This is a genomic window from Stenotrophomonas ginsengisoli (assembly GCF_001431485.1).
GTDB classification, from domain to species: domain Bacteria; phylum Pseudomonadota; class Gammaproteobacteria; order Xanthomonadales; family Xanthomonadaceae; genus Stenotrophomonas; species Stenotrophomonas ginsengisoli.
Genome location: NZ_LDJM01000018.1, coordinates 104,979 through 122,940 on the forward strand (window position 1 = coordinate 104,979; position 17,962 = coordinate 122,940).

The 17,962-nt window shown below is 65.7% G+C and carries 15 protein-coding genes; 2 read left to right on the plus strand and 13 right to left on the minus strand.

All coding sequences use genetic code 11. From position 1 onward, the window contains the following. The 13 genes from lpxA to rpsB all read right to left on the minus strand — a co-directional run bounded on the left by lpxA (window position 1) and on the right by rpsB (window position 14,032). The gene (lpxA, locus tag ABB30_RS07680) at window positions 1-792 is read right to left on the minus strand and encodes an acyl-ACP--UDP-N-acetylglucosamine O-acyltransferase (RefSeq protein ID WP_057637720.1); all 792 of its coding nucleotides are present in this window, start codon (window positions 790-792) and stop codon (window positions 1-3) included. Window positions 793-816: 24 nt separating this feature from the next. Continuing rightward, entirely contained in the window at window positions 817-1,275 is a 459-nt protein-coding gene (gene fabZ / locus ABB30_RS07685; RefSeq protein ID WP_057637721.1) for a 3-hydroxyacyl-ACP dehydratase FabZ, read from the minus strand. Between the two features lie 3 nt (window positions 1,276-1,278). Then, complete coding sequence (gene lpxD, locus ABB30_RS07690; RefSeq protein ID WP_057637722.1) at window positions 1,279-2,301, minus strand: UDP-3-O-(3-hydroxymyristoyl)glucosamine N-acyltransferase; 1,023 nt, start codon at window positions 2,299-2,301, stop codon at window positions 1,279-1,281. 109 nt (window positions 2,302-2,410) lie between these two features. Then, a complete protein-coding gene (gene bamA / locus ABB30_RS07695) occupies window positions 2,411-4,837 on the minus strand; it encodes an outer membrane protein assembly factor BamA (protein WP_057637723.1) in 2,427 nt (808 codons plus the stop codon). Between the two features lie 80 nt (window positions 4,838-4,917). Further along, window positions 4,918-6,270 (minus strand): RIP metalloprotease RseP, encoded by a 1,353-nt coding sequence (rseP, locus tag ABB30_RS07700; protein WP_057637724.1) that lies wholly within the window; start codon window positions 6,268-6,270, stop codon window positions 4,918-4,920. Window positions 6,271-6,297: 27 nt separating this feature from the next. After that, complete coding sequence (locus tag ABB30_RS07705; RefSeq protein ID WP_057637725.1) at window positions 6,298-7,491, minus strand: 1-deoxy-D-xylulose-5-phosphate reductoisomerase; 1,194 nt, start codon at window positions 7,489-7,491, stop codon at window positions 6,298-6,300. Window position 7,492: 1 nt separating this feature from the next. Continuing rightward, complete coding sequence (locus tag ABB30_RS07710; RefSeq protein ID WP_057637726.1) at window positions 7,493-8,314, minus strand: phosphatidate cytidylyltransferase; 822 nt, start codon at window positions 8,312-8,314, stop codon at window positions 7,493-7,495. Then, window positions 8,311-9,057 carry a polyprenyl diphosphate synthase gene (uppS, locus tag ABB30_RS07715; RefSeq protein ID WP_057637727.1) on the minus strand — a complete coding sequence of 249 codons (747 nt, stop codon included), beginning with the start codon at window positions 9,055-9,057 and terminating at the stop codon, window positions 8,311-8,313. The genes ABB30_RS07710 and uppS overlap by 4 nt, the downstream gene beginning before the upstream one ends. Window positions 9,058-9,071: 14 nt before the next feature. Then, window positions 9,072-9,626: a ribosome recycling factor gene (gene frr / locus ABB30_RS07720; RefSeq protein ID WP_057637728.1), complete on the minus strand. Its 555-nt coding sequence runs from the start codon at window positions 9,624-9,626 to the stop codon at window positions 9,072-9,074. An 81-nt stretch (window positions 9,627-9,707) separates the two neighbouring features. Continuing rightward, window positions 9,708-10,436: a UMP kinase gene (gene pyrH, locus ABB30_RS07725; RefSeq protein WP_057637729.1), complete on the minus strand. Its 729-nt coding sequence runs from the start codon at window positions 10,434-10,436 to the stop codon at window positions 9,708-9,710. Window positions 10,437-10,546: 110 nt separating this feature from the next. Next, window positions 10,547-12,061 (minus strand): GGDEF domain-containing protein, encoded by a 1,515-nt coding sequence (locus ABB30_RS07730; RefSeq protein WP_057637730.1) that lies wholly within the window; start codon window positions 12,059-12,061, stop codon window positions 10,547-10,549. A gap of 143 nt (window positions 12,062-12,204) precedes the next feature. Beyond that, complete coding sequence (gene tsf, locus ABB30_RS07735; protein ID WP_057637731.1) at window positions 12,205-13,089, minus strand: translation elongation factor Ts; 885 nt, start codon at window positions 13,087-13,089, stop codon at window positions 12,205-12,207. 139 nt (window positions 13,090-13,228) lie between these two features. Beyond that, complete coding sequence (gene rpsB / locus ABB30_RS07740; protein ID WP_057637732.1) at window positions 13,229-14,032, minus strand: 30S ribosomal protein S2; 804 nt, start codon at window positions 14,030-14,032, stop codon at window positions 13,229-13,231. A gap of 321 nt (window positions 14,033-14,353) precedes the next feature. Between rpsB and map the strand changes: the two genes are divergently transcribed. Next, the gene (gene map / locus ABB30_RS07745; protein WP_057637733.1) at window positions 14,354-15,130 is read left to right on the plus strand and encodes a type I methionyl aminopeptidase; all 777 of its coding nucleotides are present in this window, start codon (window positions 14,354-14,356) and stop codon (window positions 15,128-15,130) included. Beyond that, window positions 15,127-17,748 carry a [protein-PII] uridylyltransferase gene (glnD, locus tag ABB30_RS07750; protein WP_057637734.1) on the plus strand — a complete coding sequence of 874 codons (2,622 nt, stop codon included), beginning with the start codon at window positions 15,127-15,129 and terminating at the stop codon, window positions 17,746-17,748. The genes map and glnD overlap by 4 nt, the downstream gene beginning before the upstream one ends. Window positions 17,749-17,962 lie beyond the last annotated feature (214 nt).

Below are 17,962 nucleotides of genomic sequence, written 5' to 3' on the forward strand. Positions count from 1 at the left end.
TCATCGCAGGATCGGGCGCTCGGCCTGCTCGATGAACTCGAGCATCTCGCGCACGTCATCACTGGCCTCGGCCTGGATGGACAGCTGGGTCTTGGCTTCGGCCAACGGCAGGCCCGCCACGTACAGGGTGCGGTAGGCACGCTTGATCGTGCTGATCCGGTCCGGGGCAAAACCGCGGCGCTTCAGGCCCTCGGAGTTGATCCCGCGCGGGCGGCCCAGCGAATCACTGCCGACCATGGTGAACGGCGGCACATCGCCATTGACCAGGGCGCCCATGCCGAGGAAGGCATGGTCACCGATGCGGCAGAACTGGTGGGCGCCGGCAAAGCCGGAAATGATCACCCAGTTGCCCACAGTGACATGCCCGGCCAGGGTGGTGTTGTTGGAGAACACGCAGCTGTCGCCGACCACACAGTCGTGGGCCACGTGCACATAGGCCAGCAGCCAGTTGTCGTTGCCGACCCGGGTGATGCTGGTGCCGGTGGCGGTACCGCGGTTGATGGTGACAAATTCACGCACCACGTTGCGGTCGCCGATTTCCAGGGTGGTGCGCTCGCCCTTGAACTTCTTGTCCTGCGGCTCGCCACCGATGGCGGCATGGCCGATGAAGCGGTTGCCACGGCCGATGCGGGTCGGGCCGTGGATGGTGCAATGCGGACCGACTTCGGTGTCATCGCCGATCACCACGTCCGGCCCGATGTAGCTGAAGGGGCCGACACGCACGTTGTTGCCCAGTTGTGCACTGGGATCAACCACCGCGGACGGGTGGATCAGGGGAGAAGCTTGGCTCATCGATGACTCCGGTAATACTCAGTGTTAGCCGCGGGTGCCTGCGCACAGGACCTCGGCGCAGGCGACCACTTCGCCGTCCACCTTGGCCTCGCCGTAATACACGGCCATGTTGCGGATCATCCGCTTCACTTCCACGTGAAGCTCGAGCACGTCGCCCGGCACCACCTGCTTGTTGAAGCGCACGTTGTCCACCTTGACCAGGTAGAACAGCTTGGACTGGGCATCGCGGCCGAGCGAGAGCTGGGTCAGCACACCGCCAGCCTGGGCCAGGGCCTCGATGATCAGCACGCCCGGCATGATCGGGCTGCCCGGGAAATGGCCCTGGAAGTACGGCTCGTTGTTGGTGACGTTCTTGACCCCGACAATCTTCTTGGCCTCGATGTCCAGATCAACGATCTTGTCCACCAGCAGGAACGGATAGCGGTGGGGGATCAGCGTCTGGATGGTGGTGACGTCGATCGGCAACTGAATCTGCGAACTCATTGCTTATTCCTTGTCCTTGCTCACGGCAGCCAGCTTGCGGGCCATCGTGTCGAGCTGTTTGAAACGGGCGGCATTCTTGCGCCACGTACGGTTGTCGGTGAGCGGGGTGCCTGAGGAGTACTCGCCCGGTTCGGTGATGGAGTTGCGTACCACGGACTTGCCGGTGACCACGACCTTGTCGCAGATCTCCAGGTGCCCGACCACGCCGACCGCGCCGCCGAGCAGGCAGTAACGGCCGATCTTGGCACTGCCGGCAATGCCGGTGGAGCCGGCGATGGCGGTGTGCGAGCCGATCTGCACGTTGTGGGCGATCTGCACCAGGTTGTCCACGCGCACATCGTCGTCGAGCACGGTGTCTTCCAGGGCGCCGCGGTCGATGCAGGTGTTGGCGCCGATCTCGCAGTCATCGCCGATGCGCACGCCGCCCAGCTGCGGCACGTTGACCCAGCGCCCGGCATCCATGGCCAGGCCGAAGCCGGCGGCGCCGAGCACCGCGCCGGGGTGGATGCGCACGCGCTTGCCCACCTGCACGCGGGTGACCAGGGTGACTCGGGCGATCAACTCGCTGCCGGCGCCGACCATGCAGTCCTCGCCGATGATGCTGCCGGCACCGATGATCGCGCCTTCCTCGATCACCGAGCCGGCGCCGATGCACACGAACGGGCCGATGTGCACGTTGGCCGCGACCGTGGCACCGGGGTCGATCACCGCACTGGGATGGATGCCGGCGGCACGCACCGGCAGCTTCTCGAACAGGGCACTGATCCGGGCGTAGGTGGTGTACGGATCGCGTGCGATCAGGGCAGTGCCGGGTGCATGCGCAGCGTCATCGGCGCGCAGCACGACCACCGAGGCCTGGCTGCTCTCCAGCTGGCTGCGGTAGCGCGGATTGGCCAGAAAACCCAGCTGGCCGGGGCCGGCCTGGGCCAGGGTGGCCACGCCGGTGACCACGGTCTGGCCGTCACCATGGAGTTCCAGGCCGAAGCGCTGGGCCAGTTCGGATGCGGTGTAGGAGTTGGTATTCACGAGGTTAGTGTAGCCGGATAGGGGGCCGCAGTCATGGCAAGGCCCGGACGAGCCGGGCCTTGCAAGCCTTACATATCAATGCGTTGGTGTACGGATCAGCGTTTGCCGATCAGAACTGGCCACCGAAATTGAACTGCAGGCGTTCCACTTCGTCGCCGTCTTCCTTCTTCAGCGGGAAGGCATAGCTGATCGAGATCGGGCCCACCGGCGCGCGCCAGAGCAGGGCCACGCCGGCCGAGGCGCGCAGTTCCTTGGCCTTGGCTTCGTTGGTGGAATTGAACACGTTGCCCACGTCGATGAAGGCCGACACGCGGGCCGACGGGCTGTCGAACAGGGTCGGGAAGTAGGCTTCGATCGAGCCGACCGTCTTCACCGAACCACCCAGCGGCTGGCCTTGGTAGTAGTAGGCCGTCGGTTCCGAACGCGGGCCCAGGGTGTTGTCCTCGAAACCGCGCACCGAGTTGGTGCCGCCGGCGTAGAAGTTCTCGAAGAACGGCAGGCCGGTAGCGGTCACGGTCTTGGTGTTGGCGTGCGGCTGGCTGCAGTCCACCACGTCCGAATAGGCGTAGCTGGTGCTGGTGGCCGCCACATCGTTCCAGCAGATGGTGCGGCTGATGTCCTTGCCATAGCTGTCGCCGTAACCCAGGTCCACGCGGGTGTTCAGGACCAGGGCACGGTGCACGTGCCAGTACTTGGAGAACTGGTAGTTGAGCTTGAAGTATTCGGCGGTGGAGCCGGGCAGGGTCGCTTCCAGGCCGATGCGCTGGTAGGTACCGCGGGTCGGCATGAAGTAGTCGTTGCGGGTGTCGCGGGCCCAGCCGGCTTCGGCACGCCAGCTCTTGAAGGTGCGTTTGCCCACCGCATCGATGTAATCGATGATGCTTTGCGGGGTCGAACCCTGGTAGGTGGTGATCTGGTTGGAGTCGATGCCGAACATCACCGAGACGGTGTCGTTTTCGGTGATCGGTACGCCGAACACGACCTGTGCCGCACCGTTGGTGCTGTTGTACTGGGCGGTGTTGAAGTCCGAGTAATCCAGCTCGCGCCAGGACAGGTTGTAGCCCAGCGAGACACCGTCGTCGGTGAAGTACGGGTTGGTGTAGGAGAAGCCGTAGCGCTTCTGGTAGCTGGAGCTGGAAGCATCCACGCTGACCCGGTTGCCGCCGCCCAGGAAGTTGTTCTGCGACAGCTGGATCGAGGTGGTCATGCCGTAGGACTGGGAATAGCCCAGGCCGAAGGTGAACTGGCCGGAGGTGGTTTCCTTGACCGTATAGACCACGTCGACCTGGTCGGCCGAGCCCGGTACGGCCGGGGTTTCCACTTCCACCGACTCGAAGTAGCCCAGACGCTGCAGGCGGATCTTGGAGCGGTCGATCGCGGCCTGCGAATACCAGGCGTTTTCGAACTGACGCATTTCACGGCGCAGCACTTCATCGGAGGTGCGCGAATTGCCACGGAACTCGATCCGGCGCACCTGCACGCGCGGGCCCGGCACGACCTGCATGTTCACCGCAACGGTCTGCTCGGCACGGTTCGGGGTCGGGATCGGGTTGACCTTGGCAAAGGCATAGCCGATGTTGGACAGCGAGTTGGTGATCGCGTCGGCGCTCCATTCCAGCAGGCCGCGCGAGAATACGTCATCGCTCTTCTGGATCACCATGCGCTCGACATCCTCCTGCGGCAGCACGGTGTCGCCGGTGACGCGGATGTCGGAAATCTTGTACTGCTCACCTTCGCTGACGCTGGTGGAGATGAACATGTCGCGCTTGTTCGGGCTGATCGCCACCTGGGTGGACTCGACATTGAAGTCGACATAACCACGGTCCAGGTACCACGAGTTCAGCTTTTCCAGGTCGCCGGACAGCTTTTCCTTGGAGTACTGGTCATCGCGGCGGTACCACGAGGCCCAGTTGCTGGGCTTGGATTCCCACCTTTCCAGGATGTCGGCGGAGTCGAACTTCTCCGCGCCAACCAGGTTGATGTGGCGGATCTTGGCCGCCTTGCCTTCCTCGATGGCCAGGGTCACATCGACGCGGTTGCGGTCCAGCGGGCTGGCGGTCGGGGTGATCGAGACGGTGTACTTGCCGCGGTCGTTGTACTGGCGCTGCAGTTCCTGGGTCACGCGGTCCAGACTCAGGCGGTCAAAGGTGCCGCCCTCGCTCAGGCCGATGTCCTTCAGGCCGGCCATCAGCTGCTCGGTCTTGATGTCCTTGTTGCCGGTCACCGTGAGCTTGTTGATCGACGGGCGCTCACGCACGGTCACCACCAGGATGTCGCCCTGGCGGTCCAGCTGCACGTCCTCGAAGAAACCGGTGCGGTACAGCGCACGGATGGTGTCGGCGATCTTGGCATCATCGATGCGGTCGCCACGCTCCACCGGCAGATAGGTGAAAACGGTACCGGCAGCAATACGCTGCAGGCCGTCGACGCGGATGTCGCTCGCGGTAAAGGGCTCGGCGGCCAAGGCCAGTGCCGGGGCGCTCAGGCCGGCGGCGAGGGCGAGGGCTAGCAGGCGGCGATGAGGAAGTCGCGTCATGTCACGTCCGGTTGGAGTCGTTATCGGTAGTACAGGCTTGCCACGGCTTGAGACCATGCCACGCCGGAAAAGTTCTGGGTTCAGAACAGGCCAAGGATGTCGTTGTAGAACGCCAGTCCCATCAACCCGGCCAACAGCGCCAGACCGATGCTTTGGCCCATGGCCATGGACTTCTCGCTCAGCGGGCTGCCCTTGACCAATTCAATAAGGTAATACAGCAAATGCCCGCCGTCCAAGACTGGAATCGGCAGCAGGTTGATGATGCACAGGCTCAGCGACATCAGGGCCAGGAAATACAGGAACCAGTCAGCCCCGCGTTTGGCCGAGGCATTGGCCACGCGAGCAATGGTGACCGGGCCGGAAATGTTCTGCAGCGAGGCGTTGCCGGTGACCAGACGACGCATCATGCCCAGGGTGTCGGCGGTCAGTTTGCCGGTTTCGCGCAGCGCGGCCGGGAAAGCGGCCAGCAGTCCATAACGCTGGCTGGCATCCGGGGCGGGCATCTGCATCGGCGCAAACTTCACCCCCAGCAGCCAGCGCGGGTCGGCCGTATCGCTGCTGTCCAGGCGCGGGCTCAGTTCCAGGGCCAGGCGTTCACCGTTGCGCTGCACCTCGATCAGACCGGGATGGCCTGCCTGGCCCAGGCGCTCGATCAGGCCGGGCACCTGGTTGGCATCGTCCACACGCTGGCCGTCCACGGCCAGGATCAGGTCGCCGGGCAGCAGGATGCCTTCGGCCGCGCCGCCGGGCGGTACCTCGCCAATCCGCGCCGGCACGGCCATGAAGGCCCAGTTCAGCCCGGCCAGGGCACTGACCTGGCGTTCGTCAAAGCCTGCCGGCAGGTTGGACAGCGGCAGGTCGCGGCGGCTGCTCTGGCCATTGGCCTGACGCAGCTCCAGTTCGGCATCGCGGCCATCCATCGCGGCCATGGTCAGAGCCATGGTGGCTTCGGCCCAGGTGTTGATCTGGCGGCCGTCGATCTTTTCGATCCGGCTGCCGGCAGTCAGGCCGGCTTCGGCGGCCATGCCGGTGCTGGCGCCCAGGGTGGCCGAGTAGTCCTGGCGTCCGATCAGGAACACCGCCCACAACAGCACGACGCACAGCAGCAGGTTGGCGGCCGGCCCGGCCGCGGTGATGGCAATGCGCTGCCACACGCTCTTGTTGTTGAAGGCCATCTGGCGCTGGCCGGCGGGCACGTCATATTCGCGCTCGTCGAGCATCTTGACGTAACCGCCGAGCGGAATCGCGGCCAGGGCGAACTCGGTGCCGATGGCATTGCGGCGCATCCACAGCGGCTTGCCGAAACCCACCGAAAAACGCAGCACATGCACCCCGCAACGGCGGGCGACCCAATAATGGCCGTACTCATGGAAGCTGACCAGGATGCCGAGGCTGACCACCATCCACCAGATTGAACCGATCAGGTCGATCATTGGGCTGCGTTCCTCGTGGCCGTGGGATCAGTCGTTGTACAGGCAGGAAATGGCGCTGCTGGCGGCCTGGCGGGCACGCAGGTCGGCATCGAGCAGGGCTTCGATGCTGTCACTCTGGCCATCGCTGACCGCGGCCAGGGCGTTCTCGACCACCGCCGGAATGCCGGCAAAGCCGATGTTGCCGCCGAGGAAGGCGGCCACGGCCACTTCATTGGCGGCGTTGAGCACGGCCGGTGCAATGCCGCCGCGCTCCATCGCGCGCCAGGCCAGGTCCAGGCAGGGGAAGGCGCTGCGGTCAGGCGCTTCGAAGTCCAGGCGGCCGTGTTGGATCAGGTCCAGGCCGGAGACGCCCGATTCGATCCGCTGCGGCCAGCCCAGGCCGACGGCCAGGCTGGTGCGCATGTCCGGCAGACCGAGCTGGGCCAGCATCGAGCCATCAACGAATTCCACCAGCGAATGCACCAGGCTCTGCGGATGCACGACCACGTCGATCTGGCTGCCGGGGATGTCGAACAGGTGGTGGGCCTCGATCACTTCCAGGCCCTTGTTCATCAGGCTGGCCGAGTCCACCGAAATCTTCGGGCCCATGCTCCATTTGGGGTGGGCCACGGCCTGGGCCGGGGTCACATCGGCCAGCTGGGCCGGGCTCCAGCCGCGGAACGGGCCGCCGGAGGCGGTCAGGATGATCTTGCGCACGCCAGCCGCAGCCGAAGCGTCACGCGAGCGCAGGCATTGGAAGATGGCGTTGTGTTCGCTGTCGATCGGGATGATCTCGCAGCCGGCCCTGCGCGCGGCGGCCATCACCAGGTCGCCGGCCATCACCAGCGATTCCTTGTTGGCCAGCAGCAGGCGCTTGCCCGCCGTGGCCGCGGCCAGGGTCGAGGCCAGGCCGGCCGCACCGACGATCGCCGCCACCACGGTGTCACAGGCATCGGAGGCGGCCAGCTCGGCAATGGCGGCATCACCGGCATGGGCCTGGGTGGCCAGGCCGGCGGCGGCCAGGCCGTCGCGCAGGTTGGCGTACTGGGCCGGGTTGGCAATCACCGCATGATCCGGGCGGTGGGCCACGCACAGGGCCACCAGCGCGTCCACATTGTTGCCGGCGGCCAGCACGCTGGCCCGCATCAGCTGCGGGTGGCGGGCGATGACATCCAGTGCCGAGGTGCCGATCGAACCGGTCGCGCCCAGTACCGCTACTTGCTGGAAGTGATCATGTTGCATGTCAGAAGCCTGCAATTTCCTTGCCGATGGCAAACACCGGCAGGGCTGCCAGCACGCCATCGATACGATCCAGTACACCGCCGTGGCCCGGGATCAGGGTGCCCGAGTCCTTGGCCCCGGCCTGACGCTTGAGCAGGCTTTCAATCAGGTCGCCCTCCACCGAGAACAGGGTGGTGACCAGAGCCACGGCCACCAGGCCGGGCAACTGGGTCACGCCGGTACCGGCGATCAGGCCAAAACCCACGGCGACCACGATGCCGGCGATGACGCCGCCGGCCAGGCCTTCCCAGGTCTTGTTCGGGCTGATGCTCGGGGCCAGCTTGTGCTTGCCCAGGGCGCGGCCGGCGAAATAGGCGCCGGAGTCGGCGGCCCAGACCGTGGCCAAGGCAGTGAGCAGCCACAACGGGCCGTTGTCGGCGTGCATGTGCAGCAACACCAGCGCCGCCCAGGCGGGAATCACCGCCCAGCTGCCGGCCAGCAGTTTGCCCATGCGGCCAGCGCTCTGGTTGGCGCTGCCGGCCTTGGGAAAGCGCAGCCAGGCCAGCGCCAGCACCCAGCCGGCCACGCCGATCAGGGCAGTCAGCGGATACAGCGCGCCATTGCCGGCATCGGCCCAGACCAGCAGCACCATCAGCAGCAGGTTCAGGGTCAGCAGCACGGTGCGCGGCAGGCCATCGATACCGGCCAGGCGCAGCCATTCCCACAGGCCGATCAGGAACACCAGTGCGGCGGCCGCGGCCAGCCAGTTGGTGGGCAGCAGCAAAATGGCGGCGATGGCCGCCGGCGCCATGATCAGGGCGGCGATGACGCGGGTCTTGGTCATGGTGTGTTGGTCTCGTGTTGGCCGGCAGCGATCTGGGCGCTGGTCAGGCCGTAGCGGCGTTCGCGCTGGGCATAGGCATCGAGCGCCTGCTGGAACATTGCCCGGTCAAAATCCGGCCACAGGGCATCGGTGAACCAGAGCTCGGTATAGGCCAGCTGCCAGAGCAGGAAATTGCTGATGCGGACATCGCCACCGGTACGGATGAACAGGTCCGGGGCGGGTAGTTCGTTCAGTGCGGTGTGGGCGCCGAGCAGGGTTTCATCGATCGCTTCCGGGTCCAGGCGGCCGGCGGCCACTTCGCGTGCCAGGGCGCGGGCGGCCATGGCGATGTCCTGGCGCCCGCCATAACTGGCGGCAATGGACAGCTGCAGCACCTGGTTGCCGGCGGTCAGGGTCTCGGCATTGTGCATGCGCTGGGCGATGGCCGGGGAAAAGCGCTCGCGCTCGCCGATGAAGCGGATGCACACGCCGCGCCGGTGCAGTTCAGCCACCTCGCGCTCCAGTGCACCCATGAACAGCTTCATCAGCGCATCGACCTCCTGGCTCGGCCGGCCCCAGTTCTCGCTGGAAAAGGCAAACAGGGTCAACGCGGCAATGCCACGCTCGATGCAGAAATCAATGCAGTCATTGACCGCACGGGCCCCGGCGCGGTGGCCGATGACCCGTGGGCGGAAACGCTGCTGGGCCCAGCGGCCGTTGCCATCCATGATGATGGCAACGTGCTTGGGCAACGGCGAAGTCATGAGCACGCCTGCGCTCAGACGGCCATCAACTCGGCTTCTTTCTTCTTCACGACTTCGTCGATGTCCTTGATCGCCTTGTCGGTCAACTTCTGGATATCGTCTTCGCCACGACGCACGTCGTCCTCGCTCAGTTCCTTGCTCTTGAGCAGGTCCTTGACCGACTGGTTGGCATCACGGCGGATGTTGCGCACGGCAACCTTGGCGTCTTCACCTTCCTTCTGCACCTGCTTGCCCAGTTCGCGGCGACGTTCTTCGGTCGGCGGCGGCAGGTTGATGCGGATGGTGGTGCCGATGGTGTTGGGGGTCAGCTCGGCGTTGTACAGGCCCTTTTCGATTTCCTTGATCATGCTCTTGTCAAAGGGCGTGACCAGCAGCGAGTGGGCATCGGCATTGGAGATCGAGGCAACCTGCTGCAGCGGGGTGCTGGGGTTGCCGTAGGCATTGACGGTGATGCGGTCCAGCAGGGCCGGGGAAGCGCGGCCGGTGCGGATGGTGGTCAGGATCTGGCGCAGGGCATCAATGCTCTTGGCCATGCGCGCCTGCGCGTCTTGCTTGATTTCATTGAGCATTGTCTTGGCTCCTGGCAGTGCGTGAAAGCGCACGATTATAGGTCAAGCCGGCGGCCGGGGGCCGCCGGAGCATGGGTCTTGTCAATCCTGGTTGCGGCCGCGCACCAGGGTGCCGATCTCTTCGCCCTGCAGGATGCGCAGCAGTTCGCCCGGCTGGCTCATGTCAAACACGCGCAGCGGCAGGTCGCTGTCGCGGGCCAGGGCGAAGGCTGCGGTGTCCATCACTTCCAGGCCGCGGCCGATCACATCGTCATAGGTCAGCGAATCAAAGCGCACCGCATCGGCGTGCTTGTTCGGGTCCTTGTCGTAGACGCCGTCGACCTTGGTCGCCTTGAGCAGCAGGTCGGCGCCGATTTCGATCGCACGCAGGGCGGCGCCCGAATCGGTGGTGAAGAACGGGTTGCCGGTGCCGGCGGCGAAAATGACCAGACGGCCCTTTTCCAGGTGGCGGATGGCGCGGCGGCGGATGTAGTCCTCGCACACGTCGTTGATCTTGATCGCACTCATCACGCGGGCCTTGCCGCCGAGCTTTTCCAGCGCGTCCTGCATGGCCAGGGCGTTGATCACGGTGGCCAGCATGCCCATGTGGTCGCCGGTGACCCGGTCCATGCCGCCGGCAGCCAGGCCGGCACCGCGGAAGATGTTGCCGCCGCCCACGACCAGGGCGATTTCGCAGCCGGCCTGCTGGGCTTCCATCACCTCGGCGGCGATACGGTGGATGATCTTCGGGTCGATGCCGTAGTCCTCATCTCCCATCAGCGCCTCCCCGGAAAGTTTGAGCAGGATGCGTTGATAGGCGAGCTTGGACATGACGATCTCTATAAGACGGGATTACCCGCAGATTCTACCGGAAGCCATGCGCTGCCGGATGCTCGTCGGCGTGCGCGGATGCGTGTCCGTGCGCCGTCGGCTTGCCGCATTCAGCCAGCAGTAGCGATGGCGCCTGGCCATTGGTGGATGCCGACCCGGTTGCGGCCCTGGTCCTTGCACTGGTAGAGAGCGCGGTCGGCGGCATCGAGCAGGGCGTGGGCGCTGGCAAACGGCTGGTCAGGCAGGTGGCAGGCGATGCCGGCCGAGAAGGTCACATGCAGGGCCTGGCCGGCGATGTGGGTGGCTGGCTGGGTCGACAGCCCGCTCAGGACCCGCTCGATGATGGCACGGGCGCCGGCCAGTGGGGTGTCCGGGAAGATGATCACGAACTCTTCGCCGCCGAAACGGGCCACCGTGTCCACGCTGCGCACGCTGTCCTTGAGGTGGCGGGCCACGGCCTTGAGCACGTCGTCGCCAACCAGATGGCCGTGGCGGTCGTTGATCTTCTTGAAATCATCCAGGTCGATGAAGGCAACGGCCAGTGGACGCTGCTGCAGGTTGGCCAGGTCAAATGCCGCGCCCAGGGCCTGCTCGAAATGGCCGCGGTTGATCGCCCCGGTCAGGGCGTCGCGGTTGGCCATGCTGCTCAACTCGATGGCGTGGCGCTCCAGGGTGTCGGAGCGCTCACGCAGCACTTCGGCCTCCTGTGCGGCCAGCAGCTCGCGCAACTGGCTGACCTCGCGGGCCTGTTCGAGCAGGTCGTGTATGTACTCCGGGGTGCACAGGGTGGTGTCAAAGGCGCTGGCCGCCTCGGGCAGCAGCTCGCTGGTACGGGCAATCACCGCGGCCAGTGCATCGCTGTCCAGGCCCAGGCTGTCGGCCAGGGTCAGTTGTGCGTACTGGTGGGCCTGTTCGGGCGTGTTGTCCAGCCAGATGTCGGCCAGCAGGCCGGAGGCATGGACGCACTGCTGGATCGGGTCGGCTGCGCCCTGCGGGGCGGTTTCGCTGTTGGCAATCGCATCGACCAGATAGGCCGGAAGATCCCACTGGCGCGCCAGCTCGGCGCCGATGGCCGCATGGTCTGCACCCAGTTCGCTGCGCTCCAGGGTCAGCAGGCGCTGGTTGTCGCCACCGGCCTGGTGGGTGATGGGCAGGTAGCGTGCGCTGTGGTGCTGCATCAGCAGCAGGGCGCCGATGTCCTGGATCAGGCCGGCCAGCAGCAGTTCGTCCGGCTTGTTGACCCCCAGTGCCTCGCCCAGGGCGCGGCAGGCCATGGCCGCAATCAGGCTGCGGCGCCAGATCTGCTCGTGCTCGGCATGCGGCGGGTTGCCGCCGCGCAGGTCGGTGAGCAGGCTGAAGCCCAGGGCCAGCTGCAGGGTGGGGTGCAGGCCGAGCTTGTTGATCGCCTGTTGCAGGTTTTCACTGCGCCGGCGGCTGGCAAACAGGGCCGAGTTGGACAGGCGCAGCACGCGCGCGCTCAGGGCCGGGTCCAGGGCGATCAGTTCGGCCGCGCGGCCCAGGTCGGCATCCGGGTCCTGGGCCAGGGCAATGATGCGCAGGGCAATCCCCGGCGGGCTGGGGAGGTTGCGGCACAACGGGGCTGCGGTGATCAACTCGGACGACATTGCCGTGACGTGGATGTGTTTGTCTTGTGAGGATACAAAAATGCGAACGTCAGTGCAGTTGTTGTGACGTTCATCACACTTGGTTTTGCGCAAACAAAAAAGCCGCGAAAGATTCGCGGCTTTCTTGCAGCAGTGCGGGTCGATCAGACCTGCATGGCCTTGGCAACTTCGGCCAGGTAGTCTTCCTGGACCTTTTCGATGCCTTCGCCGACGACCAGGCGGGTGAAGCTGACCACGTCAGCGCCAGCAGCCTTGACCACGGCTTCAACGGTGCGGCCGTCGTTGTCCAGAACGTAGTTCTGGCCGTACAGGGTCACGTCGTTGACGATCTTGGCGGTCTTGCCGGCCATGATCTTTTCCAGGATTTCGGCCGGCTTGGACTTGTCCTTCTCGGACATCTTGGCCAGTTCGATTTCCTTTTCCTTGGCGATGTAGTCGGCCGGAACGTCAGCAGCCTTGTTGTACGGCGGGTTCATGGCAGCCACGTGCATGGCCAGGCCCGAAGCCAGCTCGTCCGAACCGTTGGCCAGTTCGACCAGCACGCCGATCTTGCCGTTGGTGTGGATGTAGGCGCCGATGGTGCCGGTGCTTTCGATCTTGACCAGGCGACGGATCTGCATGTTCTCACCCAGCTTCTGGATGGCAGCAGCGCGGGCTTCCTCGACGGTCTGGCCGTCGGCAAAAGCAGCAGCCTTCAGGGCTTCCACGTCGGTGGCGCCGGAGACCAAGGCGGCCTTGGCAACGGTGTCGACGAAGTGCTTGAAGTTGACGTCGTTGGCAACGAAGTCGGTTTCCGAGTTGATCTCGACCAGGACGGCCTTGCCGCCCTCCGAAGCCACGCCAACGCGGCCTTCGGCAGTCACGCGGTCAGCCTTCTTGTCGGCCTTGGCGGCGCCGGACTTGCGCAGGGCTTCAGCAGCAGCGTCGATGTCGCCGCCGTTTTCAGCCAGTGCCTTCTTGCACTCCATCATGCCGGCGCCGGTGCGCTCGCGCAGTTCCTTGACCAGGGATGCGGTGATTTCAGCCATGGGGATTACCTCACGTATAGAAAAGGGCGGGCCGGCGTCAGTAAGTGTCGCCGGCCCATGTTGCGGTTTCCTTGCTCCATCACCGGCGCAGGCCGGAAACGGAGCCGGGCGTGGAGTTCACGCCCGGCGGATGGCCAGATCAGGCAGCGGCGTCGTCGCCCTTCTTGCCCTTCTTGGCCGGAGCGCGGCGGGCCGGCTTGGCTTCGTCGTCGCCAGCGGCGTCAGCGAACTCTTCTTCGGTGACGGTGGCGGCGTGCGGAGCAGCAGCCTTGCCTTCCAGCACGGCGTCGGCAGCGGCGCGGGCGTACAGCTGCACAGCGCGGATGGCGTCGTCGTTGCCCGGGATGGCGTAGTCAACCAGTTCCGGGTTGTAGTTGGTGTCGACAACGGCGATCACCGGAATGCCCAGCTTCTTGGCTTCCTTGATGGCGATGTCTTCGTGGCCGATATCGATGACGAAGATGGCGTCCGGCAGACGGCCCATTTCCTTGATGCCGCCCAGCGAGGCTTCCAGCTTGTCACGCTCGCGGCGCAGGCCCAGCACTTCGTGCTTGACCAGCTTTTCGAAGGTGCCGTCGGTTTCGCCGGCTTCCAGTTCCTTCAGGCGGGCAACCGACTGCTTGACGGTACGGAAGTTGGTCAGGGTGCCGCCCAGCCAACGCTGGTTCATGAACGGCATGCCGCAACGCTCGGCTTCTTCCTTGATCGACTCACGGGCCGAACGCTTGGTGCCCAGGAACAGGATGGTGCCGCGCTTCTGTGCGATCGACGAGATGAAGTTCATCGCGTCGTTGAACAGCGGGACGGTCTTTTCCAGGTTGATGATGTGGATCTTGCCGCGGGCGCCGAAGATGTACGGGCCCATCTTCGGGTTCCAGTAACGGGTCTGGTGACCGAAATGGACGCCGGCTTCCAGCATCTGACGCATGGTGACCTGGGGCATTGCAAAACTCCTAGAATGGGAACCCTCTGCCCGGGTTTGAGTGATGGGCAGGCCGCGACGCGGCGCAAGGTTCCGGGGTTGGGCTTCCCTGCCGCGCCGTGGCCGAACCCCATTGAAGAGGCACCCCGGCACGGGTTTGGGCAGCAGGTGTGTATTCACCGATGTCGCCCGGTGTTGGCGGTCTCTGACGGTCATGGGGCCGTGAAAACTTGCCGAGTATGGCAGCCTTGCCGGGTGCTGGCAAGTCATTGCCTGAGCCGGGGCTGGCGATTGGATCGATCAATGCCGCCAGTGTGCGCTGGATGGGTGATAATGGGGGTCATGAGCGTGAACCTTAAAACCCCAGAAGAAATCGAGCTGATGCGCATCGCCGGCCGCCTGGCCGCCGAAGTGCTGGACATGATCGGTCCGTTCGTCAAGCCTGGCGTGACCACCGAAGAGCTGGACCGGATCTGCAACGAACACATCGTGAACGTGCAGAAGACCATCCCGGCCAATGTCGGCTACCACGGCTTCCCGAAGACCGTGTGCGCATCTGTCAACAACGTCATCTGCCACGGTATCCCCAGCGAAACCAAGGTCCTGAAGGACGGCGACATCGTCAACATCGACGTCACCGTGATCAAGGACGGCTGGCATGGCGACACCTCGCGCATGTACTACGTCGGCACCCCGTCGGTGATGGCCAGGCGTCTGTGCGAAGTGACCTACGAAGCCATGTGGCGCGGCATTGCCGCAGTCAAGCCGGGCGCCACCCTGGGTGACGTCGGCCATGCCATCCAGGAATACGCCGAATCCGAGCGTTTCTCTGTGGTGCGTGAATACTGCGGCCACGGCATCGGCAAGGTCTACCACGACGAGCCGCAGGTGCTGCATTACGGCAAGCCGGGCACCGGCCTGGTGCTCAAGCCGGGCATGACCTTCACCATCGAGCCGATGATCAACGAAGGCACCCGCTATACCAAGGTGCTGCCGGACGGCTGGACCGTGGTCACCAAGGACCGCAAGCTCTCCGCACAGTGGGAGCACATGGTTGCCGTGACCGAGACCGGTGTGGAAGTGCTGACCCTGGCTGACGGGGAAGCATCCCGCGTATGACCCAAGACCTCGTTGCCACGCGGGCCGACGCCCAGGTCGACCCTGCCGGTGACGGGGCCTGGTCAGCACGTGCACGTGAAGTGCTGGTGGAAGCCGAAGCGCGCCTGGATCGTCGCTTCGGCCAGACCGAAAACCCTGAAAAACTGATTGCACTGCGCGCCCGCGCAGTGGATCAGTTGCTGCGCAATGCCTGGGTCCAGTGCATTGCCAATGACAGCGGCCTGAGCCTGTTTGCGGTGGGCGGCTACGGGCGCGGTGAATTGTTCCCGCGTTCGGATATCGATGTGCTGGTGCTCGGCGAGCCGGCCGCCCAGGCGGCCCATGCCGAGGCCATTGCGCGCCTGTTTGCCATGCTCTGGGATGCCGGGCTGGCGGTGAGCCATGCGGTGCGTTCGCTGGCCCAGTGCGCCGAAGCGGCGGCGGCCGAACAGACCGTGATGACCGCGCTGATCGAAGCGCGCCCGGTGGTGGCCGACAGCGCCACGCGCAAGGCTTTGGCCGGGGCCATCGCCCCGGAGGTGATGTGGCCGGCACGCGAGTTCTTCCAGGCCAAGCGCGCCGAGCTGCAGGCCCGGCACAAGCGCTTTGGCGATACCGCCGACAACCTGGAGCCGGACATCAAGGACGGCCCGGGTGGCCTGCGTGACCTGCATACCCTGGGCTGGATGTCGCTGCGTGCCTTCGGCGTGCGTGACATCGAGGCGCTGGTGGGGCTGGGCCATGTGGGCCTTGACGAGGCGGCCGCGCTCAAGCGCGAGCGCATCGTGCTCTCGCGCCTGCGTTACGGCCTGCATCTGGTGGCCCGGCGCGGCGAGGAGCGCCTGCGTTTTGACCATCAAAAGGCCCTGGCCGCACGCCTGGGCTATGCCGATGACGACGGCAGCCTGGCCGTGGAAAAGATGATGCAGGGCTTCTACCGCTCTGCCGCGGTGATCCGCCGTGTCTCCGACCGCATGCTGCAGCGTTTCGAGGAGCAGTTTGACGGCAGTGGCGAGCCGCTGCCGGTGCAGGCGGGTTTCAGCCTGCGCAACGGCTACCTCAATGCCGATGACCCGGCCTGGCCGTATGGCCGCATGGGCGACCTGTTCGACCTGTTCGCAGCCTGGGCGGTAACCCCGCAGGCACGCGGCCTGCATTCGCTCACTGCGCGTGCGGTGGCCGAATACCTGGATGAAATGGTGCCGTACACCGCCGTGGACCAGACTACGCGCGACAAGTTCATGCGCCTGATGCGCGCCGGCGACGGTGCCCAGACCCTGGCCCGGATGGGCCGCCTGGGCGTGCTGGGGCAGTGGATCCCGGCCTTTGCCCAGGTGTCCGGGCGCATGCAGTTCGACCTGTTCCATGCCTACACCGTGGACCAGCACACGCTGATGGTGTTGCGCAATATCGGCCAGTTCGCCGCTGGCGCGGCCGATGAGCGCTTTTCCATTGCCCACCAGGTGTGGCCGCGCCTGAGCCAGCCGGAGTTGCTGCTGCTGGCTGGCCTGTTCCATGACATCGCCAAGGGCCGCGGCGGCGACCATTCCGAGCTGGGTGCGGTGGATGCGCGCGCGTTCTGCCAGGCCCATGGCCTGGATGCGCACGACACCGATTTGGTGGCCTGGCTGGTGGAACAGCACCTGCGCATGTCGGTCACCGCGCAGAAGCAGGACATCACCGACCCGGATGTGGTGCACGGCTTTGCCCGCCTGGTCGGCAGCCGCGAGCGCCTGGATTACCTGTATCTGCTTACCTGTGCCGACATCGCCGGCACCAGCCCCAAGCTGTGGAATGCGTGGAAGGACCGGCTGCTGGCCGACCTGTACTTCGCCACCCGCCGCGCCCTGCGCGAAGGCCTGGAGCCGCCCTTGCCCGAGACCGCACGCGTGGCCGCGGCCCGGCGCGAGGTCGGTGCCTGGCTGCACGAAGGTGGCTACAGCGCCGACCAGGTGGCCGGCCTGCTGGCCCGCATGCCCGACGAAGCCTTTGTGCGCTTCCGTATCGAACAACTGATGTGGCAGGCCCAGGCCCTGGCTGAAGTGGGGCAGGGCGAGCTGCTGGTGCGGGCGCGGCCGATCCAGCACGGCGCCAATGCGCTGGAGCTGCTGGTGCATTCGCCCGACCGCGACGGCCTGTTTGCGGCCATCGTGATCAGCCTGGACCGCCTCGGCTTTGCCATCCACCGGGCGCGCATTCTCGATGGCCCGGATGACACCGTGCTGGATACCTTCGAGGTCAGCCCGGCCGACAGCTTTGCCGACCCGGACCCGCAGGCCCTGGTGGCCAGCCTGCAGCGTGTGCTGTCCGCGCCGCTGGAAGGCCTGCGCCCGGTGCGCCGGGTGGTGCCGCGCCAGCTGCGCCATTTCCGCTTTGCCCCGCGCATTGATTTCCCCGAGGCCGGCGAAAGCCAGTGCACCCTGCTCAACCTTGTGGCGCCCGACCGCCCCGGCCTGCTGGCTGATGTGGCCGAAGTGGTGCGCGACCAGAACCTGCGCGTGCACGACGCGCGCATTGCCACTTTCGGTGAGCGGGGCGAGGACCAGTTCCTGCTCACCGACCATCAAGACCGTCCGCTGGACGAAACCGCCCGCCAGGCCCTGCGCGAAGCGCTGCAGGCCGCGCTGGCCCCCCGTTGAACTGGAGCCCATCCCCCATGGCAACCCGCAAGACCGCCACTGTGACCAAGACCGCCACCCCGAAGGCGGCCGCGAAAAAAGCGCCCGTGGCGAAAAAGGTTGCTGCGCGCAACACCGCAGTAAAAACCCCGGCAGCAGCCAAGGCCGACGCCGCCAAGCCGGCTGTTGCCCAGCCCGCCGCCAAGCCGGCCGTGCGCAAGGCTGCCGGCAAGGC